General features: G+C 55.0%; 15 protein-coding genes and 2 pseudogenes. 11 read left to right on the top strand and 6 right to left on the bottom strand.

Annotation, left to right across the window (positions count from 1 at the left end; genetic code table 11):
- The first annotated feature begins 99 nt into the window (after positions 1–99).
- Together RAL90_RS10030 and RAL90_RS10025 are read left to right on the top strand one after the other, a co-directional pair.
- On the top strand, positions 100–624 hold the full coding sequence (locus RAL90_RS10030) for a hypothetical protein (protein ID WP_306250179.1): 525 nt from the start codon (positions 100–102) through the stop codon (positions 622–624).
- A gap of 157 nt (positions 625–781) precedes the next feature.
- The gene (locus RAL90_RS10025) at positions 782–1,537 is read left to right on the top strand and encodes a glycosyltransferase (RefSeq protein ID WP_306250178.1); all 756 of its coding nucleotides are present in this window, start codon (positions 782–784) and stop codon (positions 1,535–1,537) included.
- Positions 1,538–1,597: 60 nt separating this feature from the next.
- Here RAL90_RS10025 and RAL90_RS10020 read toward each other — a convergent pair whose 3' ends face one another.
- The 3 genes and pseudogenes from RAL90_RS10020 to RAL90_RS10010 form a co-directional block, all read right to left on the bottom strand.
- On the bottom strand, positions 1,598–2,392 hold the full coding sequence (locus tag RAL90_RS10020; RefSeq protein ID WP_306250175.1) for a pirin family protein: 795 nt from the start codon (positions 2,390–2,392) through the stop codon (positions 1,598–1,600).
- 333 nt (positions 2,393–2,725) lie between these two features.
- Positions 2,726–3,292: a hypothetical protein gene (locus RAL90_RS10015; RefSeq protein ID WP_306250173.1), complete on the bottom strand. Its 567-nt coding sequence runs from the start codon at positions 3,290–3,292 to the stop codon at positions 2,726–2,728.
- A pseudogene (locus RAL90_RS10010) lies at positions 3,277–4,025 on the bottom strand (IS5 family transposase). Before RAL90_RS10010 ends, RAL90_RS10015 begins: the two are co-directional and overlap by 16 nt.
- A 324-nt stretch (positions 4,026–4,349) precedes the next feature.
- Between RAL90_RS10010 and RAL90_RS10005 the strand changes: the two are divergent.
- From RAL90_RS10005 to RAL90_RS09980, 6 genes are all read left to right on the top strand, one after another.
- Positions 4,350–5,243, top strand: coding sequence for a bile acid:sodium symporter family protein (locus tag RAL90_RS10005; protein ID WP_306250171.1), 894 nt, complete (start codon positions 4,350–4,352; stop codon positions 5,241–5,243).
- 26 nt (positions 5,244–5,269) lie between these two features.
- Positions 5,270–6,070 (top strand): thioesterase family protein, encoded by an 801-nt coding sequence (locus RAL90_RS10000; RefSeq protein ID WP_306250169.1) that lies wholly within the window; start codon positions 5,270–5,272, stop codon positions 6,068–6,070.
- A 184-nt stretch (positions 6,071–6,254) separates the two neighbouring features.
- Positions 6,255–6,560, top strand: coding sequence for a UrcA family protein (locus RAL90_RS09995; protein WP_306250167.1), 306 nt, complete (start codon positions 6,255–6,257; stop codon positions 6,558–6,560).
- A 77-nt stretch (positions 6,561–6,637) separates the two neighbouring features.
- Positions 6,638–7,828: a tRNA 2-thiouridine(34) synthase MnmA gene (mnmA, locus tag RAL90_RS09990; RefSeq protein ID WP_306250165.1), complete on the top strand. Its 1,191-nt coding sequence runs from the start codon at positions 6,638–6,640 to the stop codon at positions 7,826–7,828.
- Positions 7,829–7,954: 126 nt separating this feature from the next.
- Positions 7,955–8,323 carry a YkgJ family cysteine cluster protein gene (locus RAL90_RS09985; RefSeq protein WP_306250163.1) on the top strand — a complete coding sequence of 123 codons (369 nt, stop codon included), beginning with the start codon at positions 7,955–7,957 and terminating at the stop codon, positions 8,321–8,323.
- Between the two features lie 7 nt (positions 8,324–8,330).
- Complete coding sequence (locus tag RAL90_RS09980; RefSeq protein ID WP_306250161.1) at positions 8,331–9,431, top strand: NAD(P)/FAD-dependent oxidoreductase; 1,101 nt, start codon at positions 8,331–8,333, stop codon at positions 9,429–9,431.
- Here RAL90_RS09980 and RAL90_RS09975 read toward each other — a convergent pair whose 3' ends face one another.
- Positions 9,432–11,270: an ABC transporter ATP-binding protein/permease gene (locus tag RAL90_RS09975; protein ID WP_306250159.1), complete on the bottom strand. Its 1,839-nt coding sequence runs from the start codon at positions 11,268–11,270 to the stop codon at positions 9,432–9,434.
- A 40-nt stretch (positions 11,271–11,310) separates the two neighbouring features.
- Positions 11,311–12,189 carry an alpha/beta fold hydrolase gene (locus RAL90_RS09970; protein WP_306250157.1) on the bottom strand — a complete coding sequence of 293 codons (879 nt, stop codon included), beginning with the start codon at positions 12,187–12,189 and terminating at the stop codon, positions 11,311–11,313.
- A 168-nt stretch (positions 12,190–12,357) separates the two neighbouring features.
- On the opposite strand from RAL90_RS09970, the gene RAL90_RS09965 reads away from it, so the two are divergent.
- The 3 genes from RAL90_RS09965 to RAL90_RS09955 all read left to right on the top strand — a co-directional run bounded on the left by RAL90_RS09965 (position 12,358) and on the right by RAL90_RS09955 (position 20,039).
- On the top strand, positions 12,358–14,241 hold the full coding sequence (locus RAL90_RS09965; RefSeq protein ID WP_306250155.1) for an amidohydrolase family protein: 1,884 nt from the start codon (positions 12,358–12,360) through the stop codon (positions 14,239–14,241).
- A 108-nt stretch (positions 14,242–14,349) separates the two neighbouring features.
- Positions 14,350–16,119, top strand: coding sequence for an autotransporter assembly complex family protein (locus RAL90_RS09960; protein WP_306250153.1), 1,770 nt, complete (start codon positions 14,350–14,352; stop codon positions 16,117–16,119).
- Positions 16,119–20,039, top strand: coding sequence for a translocation/assembly module TamB domain-containing protein (locus RAL90_RS09955; protein ID WP_306250151.1), 3,921 nt, complete (start codon positions 16,119–16,121; stop codon positions 20,037–20,039). Before RAL90_RS09960 ends, RAL90_RS09955 begins: the two co-directional genes overlap by 1 nt.
- On the opposite strand, the pseudogene RAL90_RS09950 reads toward RAL90_RS09955, so the two are convergent.
- Positions 20,033–20,635 (bottom strand): annotated as a pseudogene (locus tag RAL90_RS09950) (CocE/NonD family hydrolase C-terminal non-catalytic domain-containing protein); the annotation flags it as partial. The gene RAL90_RS09955 and the pseudogene RAL90_RS09950 sit on opposite strands and share 7 nt — an antisense overlap.
- Between the last annotated feature and the right edge of the window lies 1 nt (position 20,636).

The following is a 20,636-nucleotide window of genomic DNA, read 5'->3' as shown; positions in this document are numbered from 1 at the left end:
CCAGTTTGGGCCATAGCGCAGGCGAAATCAGGCTTCATATTTTGGAACATCGGCGGCGCATGGGCGTTAAGCCGGGGTCCATAGAAACGGAGAACTATTATGAAACGCACTACAGCAGTCATTATCGCGACAGCGTTGACAGGCTTCTGTGCTGTCAGTTTTGCCCAGAGTGTCGTTATGTCTGACGCTTTTGGCCCTGCCACAACGACCTTAACAGTTGAAGACACGCGCCTGGACGCTGACCAGCTGTTTACCAAAGTCGATACGGACCGCGATGGCGTTATTTCGGTTGATGAATATGCCGCGCAGACAGTTGTTCGTGCCAATCTCGCGCGCTTCAACCAGGCTGTCGTGATTGATGGTGAGCAGACATTCCATGTGAAAGTGGCACAGGAAGCAACAACCGCCCTGAGCCCGTCACAGCAAACAGCCATCGATGCGGTCGCCAGAACCGAGTTTTACCGGATCAGTGGCGAAGACATTGTCCTGGACAAGAATGAATGGATCCAGTCTCGCCTTAGCCAGTTTGCGGCAGCCGACCGCGACAATGATGGTCTTCTGCGCAACAGCGAACTTGACCTTTATGCAATGCGCATCGCGCAACACCAGATCTCTTTGAGCTAACCCCGCTCTTGAGTACCCATGCGGGCTTTTAACCCGGGCCCGCAGCCAAGCCCTCCCTCCCAAAGGGAAACTGAACGCCCCGCCATTTTGGCGGGGCTTTTTTGTGGCATCGATATGTGACACACCAGCGCAAAGTTTGAAGGTAAGCCTGTCTGTCATGTCCGCTTCACGTGAAGAATTGAAAGTTATCGCTTGTGTCACCGCCTATAATGAAGAGGCGACGGTTGGCGAAATTGTCCGCGCCTTGAAGGCATGTGATGCTATCGATCAGGTTCAGGTGGTGGACGACGGGTCGGAAGATGGTACGCGCGCCGCAGCGGAGGCTGAAGGTATCAAGGTGATTGCGCTGGAAACCCGCGTCCCCGTAGGGCAGGCGATCATGCGGCATCTGGATGATCTTGAAGACGAGTGCATTCTGCTCTGGTGTGATGCCGATCTGGTTAATCTGAAGCCGGATTATATGGTTGATATTGTTCAGCGCTTCAAATCCTCCCGCCTGATGCAGGTCATGTCCTCGCGCGGTGTGCCGCTGAACTGGCCGGGCTTCCTGCGGGGCTGGCCCATCGCCAATCTCTGGGGCTGGTTTTTCGGGCCCATATCGGGCGAACGGGCCATCCTGAAGTCAGACTTTGAACAGGCGATCACCCTTGCCCAGTCTCTGGAGTGGGAAGAGATGATGCGTGGCTATGGGATTGTTCTGTTTCTTAATTGGTACTCGAATGTTTTTGGCCAGGGCATCGAAGTGCGCTATTTTGATCAACTGAGGCAGCGCCAGAAATATCAGAAATGGGGCCGCGCCGCGCATCTGCAGATGTGGCGCCAATGGCTGCAATTCGGCCTGTGCTGGCTGAAAATCCGCGTCAATGCCGGGAAAATAAAAGAGAAGCGGAACGCTCTTTTGCCCAAACCCTGACAGGCCAGGGTTTTCAAGGTGGCCCCGGGGTGTTTCCCCCGGGGATATTTCAGTCTGTTGTCAGATTACTTTCAGATCGAACAGCAGGAACTCTGCGTCATCGCCCTTTGTGAAGGTGAGGGTGCCGGGCTGCTCAACGGCGAGGCCGTCACCACGGCGCAGGTCCATGCCATTGACGGACACGTTGCCGCGCGCGATCTGTATCCATGCTTTCTGGCCGGATCGCACTGTAAAGCTGATCTCCTGATCACCTTTCAGTGTCGCGGCATAAACATCTGCATCTGCCCGTGCCGCAATGGACCCGTTACGACCATCCGCTGAGAGGAACAGCTTGAGTTTTCCATCCTTCTCTGCCGGGTCAATGTCGAGCGTGTCGTAGCGGGGTTGTTCGCCAAACACGTTCGGCATCAGCCAGATCTGCAACAGGCGCATCTGATCCGTCGCAGACGGATTGAACTCCGAATGGGTAACGCCGGACCCGGCACTCATATACTGAACGCCGCCAGCCTTCACGACTGAGCCGTTACCCATGGAATCCTTGTGCTCGATAGCCCCATCCAGAACATAGGAAAATATTTCGAAGTCCTTATGCGGGTGCATGGGAAAGCCGCCACCGCCGGCAATCAGATCATCATTGATCACACGCAGGTTTTCAAAATGCGTATGCGCAGGATCATAATACTGGGCGAAGGAAAATGAAAAATTCGACTTCAGCCAGCCGAGGTCTGACTTGCCACGCTGCTCTGCGGGGCGCAGGCGAAGGGCATCTGCTGGCACAAGGGCGGATGCATTCCCGCCCAGGGCGGCTGTTGCTGCGACGGATGTGCCACCGGCAATCATTTCACGTCTGTTCATGTCATGGTCTCCTTTCCGAGAAGTTGCTGAGACAGATATAGAAAGCGATGACGCCGGTCATAAGAGGGGCAACAGGCAAGACAGTTTTGCCTTTTGCGCAATGGCGAGTGGGAAGGGTAAAGGCGCGTGGTGACAGTGCAGGGGGGGCTGAGGTTGAAATCTGACGACTGCTATTGGCCCTAACACGACACTAATTGCCGTATCGGCCATACTTTTGAGCATGACGTCATGTTTGGGGGTTCCACATTAAACAGCGCCCAAACTGGGCCTTTAATTCATGTGCAAACAATCAAAAATTATCAATAACATAGTGCCTTTGCACGGTTCGCCGCTTCATCTTGCCGTGACATTCATTGGTAGACTCCGTTCGCATTCAATACTATTGATCAACTCCGAAGATAGTTTGCGTTCGAATGTTAACTCGATAAACTCTGCTTCAAAGTCACTGGATATGTATCCTGCTCTTGACTGCTGTCCCGAAGGTTCTGCGAAGCGCAACAGAACTAATTTTCCATGGTCCAACTGTGAAAAATAGCTGCTATAAAACTCACCTTTCGCTAGACGAATGTAGTTGCTAACTGCATCAACTTCTGCAGCAGGGAGCTGTTCAACTTCGATTTTTTTTCCATTCCCAGTCTTAAAATCAATGAGTAGACTGCTGTATAATCCTGTATTATCGATAACGTTGTAACTTATTTCCCCAACTTGCGTATCGTAGACAAATGTTTCTAGTTTCTCCTTACTCGGTACTGACATCAAAGAATATGATTCACGCGGAAGCCGCTTTATTTCTGCCAATGCAATAGGAAGTACACCGATAACTCTTCTACTCATACCATTTTGATTCGATTGATAATATTCATATTCGTCATTAGGGTGTGGACTCAATTGATCCAGCATTTTGCTGCGAAGAGATATATCATGTTGATGAAGTTCCTTCGAGATTTCTCGAACCGTGTAGCCAGCCGTCTCATGTCTTTCATTTTGCAGAAGAACCGCTCGACAATATTACGCATGGCGTAAAGGCTGGTGTCATGCGGGACCGGATTGCGCGCATTGGACTTGGCGGGAATAACCGCCAACGCACCTTCATCGGCGATATCGCGCCTGATCTTCGCACTGCCATAGGCTTTGTCCAGGACCATCGCCAGAGGCGGCATCTCCCAGTCGAGGAAGACATTCATCACCTGGCTGTCATGAACATGGCCGCCAGTGACCTCAATGCGCAATGGCCTGCCATTTTCATCTACGGCCACGTGAACTTTGCTTGTGCGACCGCCCCGTGAGCGTCCAATATCTTCCGCCAGTTCCCCCTTTTTGAGCCACTCGCTGCGCGGTGAGCTTTGACAATCGAGGCGTCTATGAAGATCAGACTGTCCTCACATTCTTCAGCGAGCGCATCGAATATGCCCTTCCAGACGCCGCGCTCGCCCCACCTGTTATACCGATTGTAAGCAGTCGTGTACGGTCCATATCGTTCCGGCAAGTCCCGCCATGGCGCGCCTGTGCGCAAAATGTAAAAGATGCCGTTCAGGATCGTACGATCATCTTTGCGCTTCGGGCCGCGGCTAACCTTTGGCAACAACGGTTCAATCACCGCCCATTCTTCATCCGACAAATCAAACCGCGCCATTTAAGACTCCCTTTCGGAAATCCCTGAATCACGCTTTGCACAAACAAATCAATCAGTTAAATTGGGTACAGACCCTAGGGAAAATGTGTTTTATCATTTGAAACATCCACAAACAATCTGTCGCCAACAAAACGATATTTGATTGGAATGAATTACACTACCATTGCAGAAACCTCTACAATATTTTTTGAACGTCGCCTTCTGGCGATTACCCGTCAGCGAATTCAACCTGAACACCCCCCAGTGCAGGCGTCGCTGGCGCTTGCGACGCGATGGATATAGGCTTGCCGCGACAATCATGATGAATGAGCAAGGGCAGGCAGCATGGGGGATTTCTACCTCGCATATGAATACTGGTTCGCCGCTGTGCAGTTGGCGCTGGCGATGCTGGGTATGGGCGCAACGCTCACGATTGAGGATTTTCGAAACATCCTCGACAAGCCGCGCTCTCTGGCGATCGGGACGGGCACGCAGGTGCTGCTGGTGCCGCTGGTGGCGCTGCTGTTTATCAGTCTGTCGCGTGCAGAGCCCGGTGTCCTGGTGGGATTGGCGCTGCTCGCAGCGATTCCCGGCGGTACGGTCTCCAACATATTTACCTATCTTGCCCGGGGCAGTTCTTCTCTCTCCATCTCGATTACCGGGCTGACCACCGTCGCCTCCCTGGTGACGACACCACTGATACTCGGGCTTTTGATCAGTGACTATATGCCGGACAGCTTCGTCATGCCGGCAGGACGGATCGCGTTTGAGATTTCAATCTTCCTGTTATTGCCGCTGCTGGCCGGGATGCTGGCCCTGCGGCATTTCCCGGAGATAGCGCCGCGCGTTTCCAGGTGGTCGATCAGGGGATCACTCTTCATCATTCTGCTTATTGTCATCGGTGCCAGCGCTGCCGGGCGTCTTGATATGGATGCCTTTGGCGGGGCAAATGCCCTGCTGGTGTTGTTCTTCACGCTGATGCTGGTGGGGCTGAGCACGGCCGTACCGTATTTTGCCAGATGTCCCCGCCCTGACCTGACCGCGATCCAGATTGAAGTGGCTGTGCGCAACACAAATCTTGGTCTGCTGATCAATGCCTCCCTGTTTCCGGCGCGCCCCGGAGAGCCTAACCCGCTGGGTGACATGGTGCTGTTCACGCTGCTTCTTTATGGCGGCGTGCAGCTGTTGGTCGGGGCGGGGCTTATCTGGTTTCACCGCAGACAGACCACCCCGGCATAAACCCCATCATCTCACAGGAATTGATCATGGACTATACTCTCGACAAGGCGACTGCTGTTACCAAGGTTTCCGACGAAGTTTTTTCGCTTGTCTCCGATGAGACCTATTGGAATTTTACCAGCGCCTTCGGTGGCTGGCTTTCGGCTGGCACTCTGAAAGCATTACAGTCCCGCGCGGATTTTCGCGGGGAGGTGTTCTCCCTCAACTTTACCTTCATCTCTGCGGTGACCGCCAAAAACATCACGCTCTATATCAACCTGCTTCAGCGGCGGCGCACGATGGACTTCTGGCGCGTGACGGCCCGCGACGATGAAAGTGACGGCAAGGTGCTGTTCACAGCCGACATTATCTCGGGGACGCGCCGGGAGTCCGATCTGGCGTATAATGCCGAAATGCCGGCCTACAAGCCATTGGAACAAAGCATACGACTGGAGCCAAACCCGATGGCCCCGCGCTGGATCAAGTTGTTTGATCTCTATCTGGGGGAGGGGGTGCCCTTCAAGAAGAACCCGTCAGGTCGCTCGATCCTGCATATTCGGGAAGCAGATGGCCGGCCCCTGGACGCCCAGGCGATTGTAACATTTGTCGATACGCCGATGCCGCGTACTTTTTTTCTGGAAGAAGGCTTGCGCATGGCGTCCACGCTTTCCATGTCTACGCATATATATGCCTGTGAAGCAGAAATAGATTCTGTGGGTACTGACTACCTTATCCTGGTGGCAGACTGTGCCACGGTCAGGCACTCTCTCTATAATCAGGAATGTCGTGTGTTTCGACAGGATGGCCTCTTGCTGGCCTCAAGCTATCAGACAGCATTCTTCAAATAAGTGTCTTCTTAAAGCCATCAGCGTACCACGTGCGTTCGTTGCCAAACTGTAACGCGCAGATGTGCACGAATTCATCAAACGGTAAGGTGCCTGTCATCTTTCTGTGATAATGTCAGCATAGGGCGTTTCAAAGTCAGAGCACATAATGTGCCGTGCTGACATAGTGAAATGATGGAGAGACTACATGAAAAAACTGATTATTGCTGCCGCTGCAGCCGTTGCCATTACTGGAACCGCTCAAGCAGAAGAGTTCAAATTCAACTTTGATCGTGAATTGCTCACAACACAGTCTGGTGTCGAGAAGGTTTATGACCGCCTGCAAAGACGCATTGATTCATTCTGCGAAGATCCAGGCATTCGTTCTCTCGACATGCGCGCTTATGAAGCTGAGTGCAAGCAAAGCCTCATGGATCAGGTTGTGAACCAGATCGGCAGCACACGACTCGTTTCTGTGCACCGTAACTATCTGCGCGTCGCGTCAGCCAACTAGGTTTCCGTCAGGCGCGTTCGCGCCAGGAAACTGAATGACTGGTAATTGTCGTCGCCAGGACCTATATGGCGGCGACAATGACTATTGACCCTGATATCCGGGCAAAAATGCCCCTGACAGCGCGTACAGCAGAAGCGCTTGACCTCGGTGTGCCCAAGGGCGCGCGCGTGATCGTTGCCATGTCTGGCGGGGTGGATTCATCCGTCACGGCGGCACTTTGCCATTATGCCGGCTATGACGTGGTTGGCATCACTCTGCAGCTCTACGATCATGGTATTGCCATCCAGAAAAAGGGCGCCTGCTGTGCCGGGCAGGATATCCATGATGCCCGCCAGGTATCTGACAGGCTGGGCATCCCCCATTACGTGCTTGATTATGAAAACCGCTTCTCTGATGCGGTGATGGAGGATTTCGCTGACACCTATCTCGCGGGGGCAACACCGATCCCGTGCGTGCGCTGCAATGAGCGCGTGAAGTTCAAGGATATGCTGGAAACCGCGCGCGATCTTGGCGGCACCTGCATGGCGACAGGACACTATATTTCCAGAGCGGAAGGAAAGGCTGGTCCGGAATTACGCCGCGCCGCTGATGCGGATCGCGACCAGAGTTATTTCCTGTTCACCACGACACGCGAGCAGCTTGATTTTCTGCGCTTTCCTCTGGGAAATTTGCCCAAGCCCGATGTGCGCGAGATTGCCCGCGAACTTGGACTGGTCGTGGCAGACAAGCCTGACAGTCAGGACATCTGTTTTGTGCCTGAAGGAAAATATACGTCCGTCGTTGAGCGTCTGCGACCCGGTGCCGCGGAACCCGGTGAAATCGTGCATGTGGATGGCACGGTTCTGGGCCAGCATCCGGGCATTATTCATTATACCATTGGCCAGCGTCGGGGACTGGGCGTGGCAATGGGAGACCCGATTTACGTGGTGAAGCTCGACCCGGATGCGCGTCGTGTGATCGTGGGCCCGCGCTCTGCGCTTGAAACGAAGCGGATTTACGTCAAGGAGCTTAACTGGATCGGCGAGGGGGACGTGCCAGAAGACGGCACACCTGTCGCCGTGAAAGTGCGCTCGACCCGGCCGCCGGAGCAAGCCCGTTTCGGTACGGATGATACGGGATTGTTCATTGAACTCGCCCATCCGGAAGAAGGGGTGTCCCCCGGTCAGGCTTGCGTATTTTACTCACCGGAACCGGGCCATGACCGGGTGCTTGGTGGGGGCTGGATTACCCGCACAGCTGCGCCCCTTGATCTTGTTGACAGCGCATAAATCGGCAGGGCCATGCCTGATGGCTGCAGGCCCTGCTTTACTCAGCGCCAAACTGCGCTAGTTTCGCGATAGTGCAGAGGGTGACTGACATTGCCCCTCAAAGAAAATCTCCAGAAGAAGTCGTCCATGAGTAAGCTGAAATATGATTGTCTGAAATGTCCCGCCTATTGTTGCTCATACGAGCATATTCCGGTGACGGACAAAGACCTGAAGAGATTGGCCGGGCATTTTGGCCTGACTATAGAGCAGGCGAAGAAGCGCCATACCAAAAAGGGTGACAAGGATACACCTGTGGTGTTGCGTCATCAGGCAGACGAGCATTACGATACGATCTGCAAGTTCATTGACCTCGATACGCGCAACTGCACTATCTATGAAGCAAGGCCTGCAATCTGCCGGGATTTCCCGACGCAGAAACGCTGTGGCTATTACGAGTTCCTGAAATTCGAGCGTGAAGTGCAGGAAGACGAGGAATGGGTCGCAACGACCAGCTAGGCAGCCGATGACCGATAGCGTTGAATGTGTGGTAGTTGGGGCTGGCTGTGTCGGCCTCGCGGTGGCCAGGGCTTTGGTGCTTGCCGGGCGTGAGGTTTTGCTGCTGGAACAGCACGATATGTTCGGCACAGAAACCTCTTCCCGCAATTCAGAGGTCATTCATGCCGGTATCTATTATGAGCCCGGCAGTCTGAAAGCCCGGCTTTGTGTCCGGGGCAAGGCGCTGCTTTACCCCTATCTGCGGGAGCGGGGGATTGACCACAAACAATGCGGCAAACTGATCGTGGCAACGTCCCCGGCGGAAGTGCCAAGGCTGGCTTTTTATCAGTCCCGCGCAGTGGAAAATGGCGTGCATGACCTTGAACTGCTGACCATGCAGGAGGCCCAGATGCGCGAGCCGCTTTTGTCCTGTGAAGCAGCGCTGCTCTCCCCCTCCACGGGCGTTTTTGACAGCCACACATACATGCTCTCATTGCTGGGCGATCTGGAGAATGCCGGTGGGATGGCTGTCTTCAATGCACCCGTGATGCGTATCAGGGTTATTGATGGGGGAAGCGAACTGGAGATTGGCGGGGAAGAGCCGTCAACAATTCAGGCGCGGCATCTGATAAATTGCACGGGTCTGCACGCAACCGCCTTTGCCCGTCAGATGGATGGATTCCCGGCCGAGCATATCGCCGAGACACGCTATGCCAAAGGGCGCTATTTCATGATCTCCGGCAAGGCACCCTTCGCGCGACTGATCTACCCGATGCCGACCAATGACAGTCAGGGCACGCATTATACCTGTGATCTGGGCGGGCAGGGGCGTCTTGGCCCTGATATTACCTGGAATGTGCCGCTGAATGACTACGCGGTTGAAGAAGAGGCGCGCTTTGCCTTCTGGCAGGCGGCAACACAATATCTGCCCTGCCTGAAAGAAGAAGACCTGCATGCATCCTATGCGGGGTTGAGGCCCAAGATCGGGCAGCCGGGGCAATGGATGGACTTCCGGATTGATGGGCCGGAAGTGCATGGTGTGCCGGGCATTGTTCAGCTATTCGGGATTGAATCTCCCGGTCTCACGTCGTCTCTGGCTATTGGTGAGTATGTATCCGGCCTGATGTGATCAGGAAGCAGCCAAGGCCTGCTCGCCCTCCTGCTGCTGGTGCCAGAGTGTGGCGTATTCACCGCCAAGGGCAAGCAATTCCGTATGCGTTCCCTGTTCGGCAATTTCGCCATCACGCAGGACAATAATCCGGTCGGCATCGATAATGGTCGAGAGGCGGTGCGCGATGACCAGCGTTGTGCGGTTTGCAGCTACTGCGCGCAATGCCTGCTGAATTTCATGCTCTGTCACGCTGTCGAGCGCTGAGGTTGCTTCATCCAGGATCAGGATTGGCGGGTCTTTGAGGATCGTGCGGGCGATCGCAACACGCTGCTTTTCGCCGCCTGAGAGTTTCAGCCCCCGTTCACCAACAAGGGAATCATACCCGTCCGGCAGGCTCATGATGAAGTCATGAATACTGGCCATTCTGGCAGCAGCTTCAATATCAGCCCGGCTGGCATCCGGGCGGGCGTAGCCGATATTATAGGCGATTGTGTCATTGAACAGGACTGTATCCTGCGGGACGATGCCAATGGCCTTGCGCAGACTGTCTTGTGACACGTCCCGAATGTCCTGACCGTCGATCAGCACACTGCCCTGTTCGATGTCATAAAAGCGATAGAGAATGCGGCTGATCGTGGACTTGCCCGCACCTGAATGGCCAACCAGTGCGGTGGTCTCTCCGGGCGGTACTGCCAGCGTGATCCCCTTCAGGATTGGCCTGTCCGGCTCATACCGGAAATGCACACCTTCGAATGTAATGGCCGCTGCGCTGACATGAAGCGGCTTCGCGTCCTGTTTGTCCTGAACTTCAGGTGGGACATCCAGCAGGTTGAACATTTTTTCCATGTCCACGAGGGACTGTTTGATCTCGCGATAGGCGAAGCCAAGAATGTTTAGCGGCTGATACAGGGTCATCATGATGAGACTGATCGATGTAATCGTTCCGATGCCCATATCTCCAGCCATGACGGACCGTGCCGTCAGGACCAGGATCATGACGAGGCCGGTATTGAAGATCAGGGCCTGGCCTGCATTGACCAGCGCCAGCGAATTGTTTGAGCGCACCGCCGCGTCCTGATATTGCTTCATGGCGCCGTTATAACGGTCCGCTTCATAGGTTTCGTTGTTGAAATATTTGACAGTCTCATAGTTCAGCAGGCTGTCGATTGCCTTGGTGTTGGCATCAGTATCCTGCTGGTTCATCTCACGGCGGAATTTCAGGCGCCACTCGGTTGAAGAGGCTGTGAACCAGAAATAGGCTGCGACCGTCACCGCTGCGATGAGGGCGAAGACCGGTTCATAACGCAGCGCAAAGAGAAAACTGACGATCACGAGTTGCAGCAGTGTCGGTCCGATATTGAACAGGAGAAAGCGGAACAGGAAATCGATAGATTTAATGCCGCGTTCTATGATGCGTGACAAACCACCTGTGCGACGCTCCAGATGAAAGCGCAGGGACAGACCATGCATGTGACGGAACACATCAATGGCGACCTCCCGCTGTGCATTCTGTCCGACCTTCGAGAATAGAAGTTCGCGGATTTGGGGCACGGCAACACTCAACAGGCGCAAAAGGCCATAGCCGATGATGAACCCTGCCACGCCGCCAATCATGCCAAGACGCATGTCCTGCGCAGCCAGCGCGTTCACGGCTTCTTCCAGCAACAACGGGGCACCAATCGCAATGAACTGGCCGATAAGGATCACCACAAGCGCAGCAACAACACGCAGGCGAAATTCCAGATTACCCTTGGGCCAGATATGCGGCAGCAGAAATTTCAGCGCGCCCAGTTGCTCTATCAGGCTGCCGGGAGTGCCGTCTTCCTGTCCGAATGATTTTTCGCCGCGCCCAACCATGCAGCAGGAGGTAGGGCTTTGCCTGTCAAAAGGGAAGGGCTCAGATGGCCGCTGTCCTGATAAAATCGAGATAATGCTGGCTCACCTGCTCCGGTGCTTCGACCTGTGGGTAATGACCAATCGTGTCGAGGGCGGCGATATATTGCGGCTCGCCGACAATTTCGCGATAGCGGGCAACCATATGGACGCCGGAAACCGGATCAAGCGATCCGTTTATCAGCGCAATCGGTATCCGCGCTTCCTGCAGGGCGCTCAGCCAGCGCGCCCGGTGCTGTTTCCGGTCTGTCATATAGGTGATGAGATTATGGAAGATATGCTTGCCATCATTGTGCGTGATCAATCTCCAGAAAGACTCAAGCTCTTGCGCTGAAGGTTGCGTATCAGGTCCGAAAACACGGGAGAAAGACTTGTCGAAGGGGGCCTTGCTGGTCAGTTTGTTGACCAGTGGCCCCAGCGGGCTCAGCAGCAGTTTCTGGATCAGCAGGGCCTTGTGTGTTTCCGGAAAAAGCCCGCCATTCAGGAAACAGACGGACTGCCACTGTCCGGCGCCGCTGCCGGCATTTTGCCTGGCCAACAGCTCCTGCGCGACCGTATCGCCATAATCATGTGCCAGAACGTGAAACTCCGTCAGGGCTTTTTCCCTTATCATCGCTTCAATGATATCTGCCTGTTCATGAATGGAATACGTGTGTGCTGATGGTTTTGCAGAATAGCCGAAACCCAGCATATCCAGTGCAATGAGGCGATGGTTCTCCCGCAAGGTGGACCAGATCGGGGCCCAGTCCCAGCTGGAGGTCGGAAAACCGTGAATCAGCAGCACGGTCTGCTGCGTGGTATCACCTTCCTCGATGTGGAAAATAGGCTGACCGAGAAACGCTTCCACTTGTCCGCGCTGGTACCATTGCTCAATCGTGTCCATGCCGCATTTTCCCTGATGCATATAGGGAATGGTTAAACATGAACTTGACCTGTGGTTCAAGTTCAGTATCGTCGCGCAAAACAAAAACCGGTGAAAAACCAATAGCTTGTGCGCCGCAATAAATGCGCCTGTATAACGGGCAGTGATCCATCCTGCCACGGAGGAAGAATGCAAGATACTGATTGGGATTATCTGATCAAGGGCGGCCTTGTTTTTGATGGCAAGGGCGGACATGCGACCCGCGAGGATATTGCGGTCGCTGACGGTGTCATCGTTGCGCGCGGGGCTAATCTTGACACGGATAAAGCGGCGAAAATTGTTGATGCGCATGACCAATGGGTCATTCCGGGGATGGTTGATGTGCATACGCATTACGACCTTGAGATAGAGGTCAGTCCGGGCCTGCCTGAATCAGTGCGTCACGGGACAACAACAGTTGTCATGTCGAATTGCAGCCTCGGACTGGCCTATGGCGCACAGCGCAAGGATGGCGATGACCCGGTGGTTTCCTGTTTTGCGCGGGTCGAGAATATGCCCAAACATGTCCTCAAAAAAGTGGCGGATATGCTGACCTGGGAAAAGTCTGACGCGTATATAGACCATCTGCATACGCTCAACCTTGGCCCCAATGTGGTGCCGATGATCCCGCATTCGATGCTGCGCATTGAAGTGATGGGCCTGAAAGAAAGTGTTTCACGCGAGCCAACGGATGCGGAACTGGGCGAGATGAAAGCCTTGCTGCAAAAAGGCATGGAGGAGGGGTATGCAGGTTTTTCCACTGACGCCTTGCCGTTTCATTTTCTCGCCAATGATCCGAACCGGGACAAACAGATCCCGACCCAGTTTGCCAGTTACAAGGAGCTGAAGGCCTTGACGTCTGTGGTCCGCGAGTATGACCGCGTCTGGCAGGCGACGCCGCCAAAAGACAGCCCGCCAAATACGATCAAGACTTTCCTGTTGACCAGTGGCCGGCTGCACGGGAAGCCTTTGAAAACAACGGTTGTGGCGGCACTGGATGTGCACACCAACCGTAATATCGTCAGGCTTGGCAAATTGCTGGCGACGATTCTCAATTCAAGTTTTCTTGATGGACGCTTCCACCTTCAGGCCCTTGCGGCCCCTTTCAAGATCTGGGCTGACGGAATGTATTCTCCGTTATCAGAGGAAATAGATGAATTGCGGGAACTGATCGAAACAGACCTTGAAGACCGGGAAGGTCGGCAGAAGTTGTTGAATGATCCGGGTTTCATCACACGGTTCAGGAAGATGTGGCTCTCTGGCAAGTCAGGTTTTGGGCCAGCGCGGCTCAAGCGTCTGCTGCGTCTGGAAGACTATGCGTTTAGTCGTGCCCTTGACGAGATGATTATTGAAAAATGCCCGGTGACCAGTTGGGAGGGCAAGAGTTTCGAGGATATCTTCCGGCAGGTGCCAGGCCTCAAGGGCGCAGATTCGGCAGAGCAGGCGCTGATTGATCAGTATTTCTCTGATGTGCGTGATGAGGCTGACTTTGTGCTCGCCACCTTGCGCGCTTTTGATACTGACTTGATCTGGTATACGGTTACCGCCAACCGGGATCCTGAGAAAACACGCGCCCTGCTGATGGATCCGAAATTGCTGCCCGGTTTCAATGATTCAGGCGCGCATCTGACCAATATGGCATTCTATGACTGTAACCTGCGGGCACTGCAACTGGCCCAGCAGGGCGGCGCGGCCGATGTCGGGTACATGGTGAAGCGGCTGACGCGGGATGTGGCTGAGATTTTCGGCCTGCCAGTTGGGACCATAAAGGTTGGTGCCCCGGCAGATATTGCTGTCATCAACCCTGTTGCCCTCAAGGCATACGACGCTGAAGCAAATGTGCAGCGCGTTTATCGGGATGAATTTGAACATGAGCAACTGGTCAATCGCTCCGATGGCGTTGTGACCCTGACCATGATCGGCGGCAAAACGGCCTGGCGGGAGAATGCCTTTGCCGCGGCCCTGCACCGGGAGAAGTTTGGTCGGCCGCTTCTGGTCAACCAGGCAGCACCTGCGGCCATGGCAGCCGAATAAACCCCTGACATTACAGGAATTTCAGCCAGAATCTTTCACCTGATCTTAAAGGGTCGCGCCCTAGCTATAGTAAACAAAGCGTTATTGTGCGAGTGACCTCCAAAGGTGATGCGTAAAACTGAGTTCAGGCGTAATTTTGTGTCGGCCCTGACGGGGATTGTCGGGGCTGTTTGCCTTGTGCCCGGCGCAATCGCGGCTGACCTTTCCCCTCAGGTTACCATAGACGGTATTGCTGCACAGACCTTGCGCACAGAGATGCGCGCATTGAGCGATCTGGCGAGCGGCGAGAAAGAATGGAATTCTCTTGCTGCCATTCGCAGGGCCGGCAAGGCGGATGCCACCCGGATTGTGCAGGCGCTCACGTCCAAGGGATTTTATGCCGCGCAGGTGACACCATCCTATCGCCGAGCGGGCGCAGAGGTTGCCATCACATTTGATGTTGAGACGGGTGAGCGTTTCACCATTTCGCGCTATGCCATTCAATATGCGGATAAACAGACTGTCCAGCGCCCGGCAATGCTGGCCGATGCCGGTATCAAAACCACAGGCAACCCCGACGGGAAAGTCTTGCAGACACATGCTGGCGCTCTGGTTGCGTGGCTGCAGGAGAACGGATTTCCTGCCGCCGCCGCCAATCAGCACTATGTGCAGGCCAATTTCGAGACCGGCAATGCCATTGCTGTCTATGATGTCCGGAGTGGGGCCAAGGCTGTCTTCGGCAAGGTGATTATTGAGGGCGTTGACCAGACCGAGCCGGGCTTTATTGAAAAATACATCCCCTGGGAAGCGGGTACACTTTATCGGCGTTCCAGGACAGCCTCCTATCGCGATGCCTTGGTGGAAACCGGCCTGTTCCGCGAGGTTTCTGTCAATCCGGCGACACCTCTAGAGGATGGAACGGTGGATATCCTTGTGACCGTTTCGGAGCGCAAGCGGCGCACGGTCGGGGCTGGTGTTTCATTTGCAACTGATGTGGGCGCAGGTGTGCAGTTGTTCTGGGAGAACCGGAATTTGCTGGGGGAGGGCAATCGCGTCACGACCAGACTGACCCTGACAGCCCCTGAACAGGAATTTGCCATTACAGCGGCGCGGCCTTATCCCTCGCTCCCCGGAAGTTTGACAGGATCATTCAGTATCAGGAATGAAATATCAGATGCGTTCGAGGCGCAGTCCGTGGAGCTTGGCAGCGCACTGTCACGTTTCTGGTTTGACAGCAAGCTGGAGGTCAGTGGCGGGGCCGGTTTGAACTACAGCCAGATTGAGGACGCCGGGGTTGAGGAGACGTTTTTCTATGTCACCCTGCCAGCCAACATTGCCTGGAACAGTGACAATGATGTGCTCAACCCCACGCGCGGATTTCGTACCAGCCTGACAGTCACGCCCTTTGTTGGTGATGTGAATTTCATTCAGACAAGGCTTTCCGCGGCCAGTCGGCACGTCTTTGGTGAAGACGCGCGCTATACGATTGCAGGGCGTGGCGCGATCGGCTCCAGCTTCGGTATTGATCGCGATGATATTCCGGCAACGGAGAGATTTTTTGCAGGCGGCGGTGGCTCGGTGCGTGGATTTGCGTTTCAGGAGGCAGGCCCGCTGGATGCAGAGCTTGATCCGATTGGCGGTGCATCTCTGGTTGAAGCCAATATTGAGGGCAGGGTGCGCGTGCGTGAAAAAGTGCAGCTTGCAGCTTTCGTTGATGCGGGCACCGTGTCTGAGAGCGATTTCCCTGACTTCTCCGAAGAAGTACTGGTCGGGGCCGGGCTGGGTGCGCGTTATCTCACGCCTATCGGTCCGTTGCGTATTGATGTGGCAACACCCGTGAACGGGCGGGAGACGGATGATCCCGTCCAGTTTTACATCGCTCTGGGGCAGCCGTTCTGATGAAGCTACTTCTCAAAATAACGCTGGGCCTTGTTGGCTTTATTGTTCTGCTGCTGGTGGTGGGGTGGATCCTTTTGTTCCAGACGAGCTTCGGCAAAAGTTTCCTGCAGCAGCAAGCCATGGACCGCGCGGTTGGTTTTGCCCGCAACCTTTATGACAGCGAGATTGAACTGGGGGCATTGCGCGGCAGTTTGCCGGGCGAGATCATCCTGCAGGATTTTTCTGCCAGTCACGAAGGGGAGGTCTGGTTTCAGGTTGAAGAGTTGAACGTCAACTGGTCACCCTTTGCCCTGTTGCAGCAGAAAGTCATTGTACAGAGCCTGACCGTCACAAATGCTGAACTGTTCATGCCGCCGCCAGCCGTTGAGCGTGAGCCGGCAGCAACGGAAAACGAAAACCGACCGGTGTTGTCACTGGACCTGCCATGGATCGAGATAAGAAAGATCAATATCAATCGCTTCGGTGTAAGCGAGGTTTTGCTTGGGGCACAGCGCGATATTACCCTCACCGGCAATGTTTCAACGGCTGGCGGGACGATCCGCTCAGACCTTGAGGCGGGAACGCTGCGGCAAACAGATGATCTGCGCGCGCTGATCGAACTGGCTGATGATATTCTGACTGTAGATCTGTCTGTGGAAGCAGCGCCGGAAGGAATTGTCAGCTGGCTACTGGATGAAGATAAACCGGTTGCGTTTTCGCTCAACGGCACAGGCCCGGCGCAGGACTGGACGGGCGATCTGGCGTTGGACAGTGAGACATTTGGCAGCGCTGCCGCATCGGTGGCGATTGATCTGGCGGCCGCCAGCAGTTTCAGGATTGATGGTACATACCGGCCGGGGGCGATTTTGCCGGCTGCGCTTGCACAAGCCCTCGGAGAAGAAGCGCAGCTTGATGTGACGGTCAGTGAGCAGGACGACCAATATACAGTTCAGGTTACTGACCTGTCTGGTGCTTTCGGCCAGATATCGGGGATCGTACAGGGGCTTGCCAGTGCCGCTGAGCAGGCGGCCATCGAAGCGGCCCTGACGCTGGATCTTGCCGGGGGCTATGCTGACACACTTCAGCTGCGTCCTTTCGCAGGGCAGAGCACGCTAAATGGCACTTTTTCGTATCTGGATGGCGTCCTTGGCGCAGACGCAACAATAGCAACCCCAATCGCCCGTGCCGTTGTGGATGATTTTACACGGCAAGCGGATGGTGAGATCCAGACCGTTCTGCAATTATCTGTGCAGGAATCACCAATCAACCAGCCGACCCTGACCGAGCTTCTAAAAAATGGCGGCAATGTCAGCGCCCGGCTGTCGCTGGCAAATGAGAGACTGGGCTGGCGCAACCTTTCGCTTTACACCGGCGCGTCGCGCGAACAGGCAAGACTGCGCGTGGCAGGCGAGGGCAGTTATGGACTGAAAGACAGTCGCATACAGATGAAAGGCAATGTGTTTGCGCGCAGAGACCTGATCCCGGTCTTTACTGACGCGGTCACACTGACAGGGCCGGTAAACGCTGAGTTTTCTGTTGATGGCACCGCATCCAGCCTCAACCTGACACTACAGGCTGGCTATAGCAGCTTTGCCTATCAGGACCGCCTGTTCTCTGCTGGCAAGGCCAGTGCCACCTTGCGCCAGTTGCCATCAAGGCCGAATGGCAAGGTAATGGTCACCTCTGACAGTAATCAGTACCGGGCGGGTTTTGATCTGCGCAGCGCTGATACCGGGATGACCTTTATCGAAAATATAGACGCCAGTGCGTTGGGCCTGACCCTTGCCGGCACTATGCAGGCGAATCAGACAACCGGGGCGCTTGGCGCATCGCTTCAGTTTGAGGCACTGGAGGGCGCGGTGTTACCAGGCGGTCAGCCTGTACAGGGCACGGCTGATCTTGAGCTACGCCTGCAGGGCGATACAGGGGGCAGGCCACGTTCCTTGAATGCGGAGCTCGATCTGGCGAATTTCTCCAGCGGGGAAATCAGTGCCGAGATACTGAACCTGTCAGCTGGCGGATCATTGCAGAATACAGATTTCACATTGACAGCAGAGACGTTAAAATTACCGACCGGCCTCGACCTTGTGTCGCTGGCGGGCAATGGCACCCTGTCCGTGCAAGAGGGGGAGACCAGTCTGACCCTTGAGAGATTGCGTGGTCAGTCGCGCGTTGAGGGGGATGCCGGTGCCATCCTGCTCACCTCTCCCATGCGCCTCAAAAGCGGAAATGGCAATATTGCGGTTGAGGAGACTCTGATTAAATGGTTTGGCAATACGCGACTGCAGATCGCCGGCGGGATGATTGACAATGAAATTGTGCTGGATGCATCCGGCGAGAATATCCGCTTGCCTTCACTGCAAGCGCCGTTGTCCATAGACCTTGATATTGATACCGGTGCTGATCGTCCAGGCCGACTGTTGCTGACAGGCATTGCGCGAGACCAGAATGATGGCGAACAGGCGCTGCGGCTGGAAAGCCTGTGGGACGGGCAGGCGCTGGCAACAACCGCGACTTTGACCGATGATGCCGGGGCCACAGCTGGTCGCCTGACCCTGCAAAATCCCTTGCGCCTGATCCGTACGGATGGATTGGCCATCAATTACCGTGATGGTGCGCTCAGCGGTCGTTTCACATATGAAGACACACTGGTGCCTCTTCTTTCTTTCCTGCCTGTGGATACGGATTTTGTGGATGCGCAGGTACAGGCAGATGTGAGCATCAGCGGCACGGTTACGGCGCCGGATGTTTCAGGGGGAATCTCACTGGCAGAAGGGCGCTTTGAAGAGCGAGTCACGGGCGCGCAAATGAATGACATTCAGGGGCGGCTGGATTTTGCCATCGGGCGAGACGGGTCAGAAGGGAAGTTTTCCCTGAATGCTGCTGATGCAACAGGCACCGCCAATGCCATTCGGCTGTCAGGTGATGTTCTGCTGGCGGAGCAGTCTAATGGTGATTTGTCGAAAGTGGATGGCCAGTTGATTCTTGATCGGGCGAAGGTCATCAATTCTGATGTGCTGGAAGCAGAGCTCACGTCTACACTGGACCTGACCGGGTCTCTTTCAGACCTGCTGCTCGCGGGGCGGATCGACATCCGCCGTATCCGGGCAGTCATTCCATCTATTGAGGGCAAAAAGAGTTACACGCCAGTGCGTGTGGTGCGGGTCGATAGCGATGGCAATGCCCTTCCGGCACCGCAGGCCGGGCAACAACAGAACAGCGCGTTGACGCTGGATATTCTGATTGAAGCCAAGGACGAAATCTTCATCTCTGGTCGGGGCCTGCAGAGTGAGTGGCGAGGGCAGCTTGAGGTCTCCGGCACTTCTGCCGACCCTGCTGTCGGGGGAACGGTCGAGACTGTCAGTGGGCGGCTGGATTTCGCCGGGCGACAGTTCCAGATCAGCCGCGGGCGCCTGCTGTTCAGCCCGTCCGGTGGTCTTGCGCCTGATCTCGATATTGAAGCCCAGAGTGATGTTGATACAGATCAGGGTGACGTACAGGCAATCGTGACGATTTCCGGCCCGGCGGCGGATCCGTCGATCAATATTTCCTCACGACCTGAATTGCCGCAGGAGGATGTGATGGCGCTGATTTTATTCGGCAAGCAGCCCTCGCAACTGACTGCACTGGAATCCTTACGCATTGCTACGGCTGTGGCACAGCTCTCCGGCAATGGTGTTTTCGGCGGGGCAAGTGCGGGTCTGGCGCAGACATTCGGTCTTGATGCACTCAGCTTTGCCCAGGATGCCGCAACAGGCGGGGGCATGGTCTCTGTTGGCAAATATGTGTCCGATGATATCTATGTCTCCGCCACGCAAGGCATCGGCACAGGTGGTTCCGTCAGCGTCACCTATGACGTGAACGACAAGGTCTCGATCAAAACCCGCGTAGAACAGGACGGCACGCAAAGCGTCTCTGCCAACTACAAGCGGGATTATTGAGGTATTATAGGCACAAGCAAATGCGAGTTATAAGTTGATCCGGTGTGTATCTTATGAACGCCTTCATTCACAGAGTATCCATGTGCCAGTGCCGGGTGCTCAAACAGGTCATCACCCTGAATGATCAGCCGGAGCGTTTCACCGGCCCGGAACAGTGTGCTGCTCGGCAGGATTTCGATTTCTACAGGAACGATCTCGCCTGGTAAAAGAGGATGTTGGGCTTCGTGTGAGAGGACAGGTTGCCAGGGCGTTGATTTCACTTCATCAAGGGCGCGTTGTGATGCTCGTAACCAGCCCATGGCAACAGGGCCTTTGGTGTAGCCGGTCTTGGCGAAGAACGGGACTACTTCTCCTGTTGCCGTCAGTTTTTCGATACCGACAAAAAGGTCCATGTCCTTACCCTGCGATATGGACACCCAGAGTTTCAGCTTCATGTTGCCGCTCAACTCTGTGTCTTGTGTGAATGTATGTGTAAAGATGACCTTTTCGGACATGGCATCATATTGCGCTGTGCCTGATTCTTCTGATGGTGAGGCAGACAACAGCCCTGATGCCGCATCAAGATAGAGCTTTGTATAAACTGTATCGGGTATTGGC

Origin of the sequence: Parvularcula sp. IMCC14364 (genome assembly GCF_030758415.1) — a bacterium.
Taxonomy (GTDB): domain Bacteria; phylum Pseudomonadota; class Alphaproteobacteria; order Caulobacterales; family Parvularculaceae; genus Aquisalinus.
Note: the sequence above shows the minus strand (reverse complement) of the source record. Positions and strands in the feature narration are given on the sequence as shown.

Coding starts and splice junctions, on each gene's coding strand:
- RAL90_RS10030 (WP_306250179.1), top strand. CDS start 100: ATGAAACGCACTACAGCAGTCATTATCGCGACAGCGTTGACAGGCTTC.
- RAL90_RS10025 (WP_306250178.1), top strand. CDS start 782: ATGTCCGCTTCACGTGAAGAATTGAAAGTTATCGCTTGTGTCACCGCC.
- RAL90_RS10020 (WP_306250175.1), bottom strand. CDS start 2,392: ATGAACAGACGTGAAATGATTGCCGGTGGCACATCCGTCGCAGCAACA.
- RAL90_RS10015 (WP_306250173.1), bottom strand. CDS start 3,292: ATGCTGGATCAATTGAGTCCACACCCTAATGACGAATATGAATATTAT.
- RAL90_RS10005 (WP_306250171.1), top strand. CDS start 4,350: ATGGGGGATTTCTACCTCGCATATGAATACTGGTTCGCCGCTGTGCAG.
- RAL90_RS10000 (WP_306250169.1), top strand. CDS start 5,270: ATGGACTATACTCTCGACAAGGCGACTGCTGTTACCAAGGTTTCCGAC.
- RAL90_RS09995 (WP_306250167.1), top strand. CDS start 6,255: ATGAAAAAACTGATTATTGCTGCCGCTGCAGCCGTTGCCATTACTGGA.
- mnmA (WP_306250165.1), top strand. CDS start 6,638: ATGACTATTGACCCTGATATCCGGGCAAAAATGCCCCTGACAGCGCGT.
- RAL90_RS09985 (WP_306250163.1), top strand. CDS start 7,955: ATGAGTAAGCTGAAATATGATTGTCTGAAATGTCCCGCCTATTGTTGC.
- RAL90_RS09980 (WP_306250161.1), top strand. CDS start 8,331: ATGACCGATAGCGTTGAATGTGTGGTAGTTGGGGCTGGCTGTGTCGGC.
- RAL90_RS09975 (WP_306250159.1), bottom strand. CDS start 11,270: ATGGTTGGGCGCGGCGAAAAATCATTCGGACAGGAAGACGGCACTCCC.
- RAL90_RS09970 (WP_306250157.1), bottom strand. CDS start 12,189: ATGGACACGATTGAGCAATGGTACCAGCGCGGACAAGTGGAAGCGTTT.
- RAL90_RS09965 (WP_306250155.1), top strand. CDS start 12,358: ATGCAAGATACTGATTGGGATTATCTGATCAAGGGCGGCCTTGTTTTT.
- RAL90_RS09960 (WP_306250153.1), top strand. CDS start 14,350: ATGCGTAAAACTGAGTTCAGGCGTAATTTTGTGTCGGCCCTGACGGGG.
- RAL90_RS09955 (WP_306250151.1), top strand. CDS start 16,119: ATGAAGCTACTTCTCAAAATAACGCTGGGCCTTGTTGGCTTTATTGTT.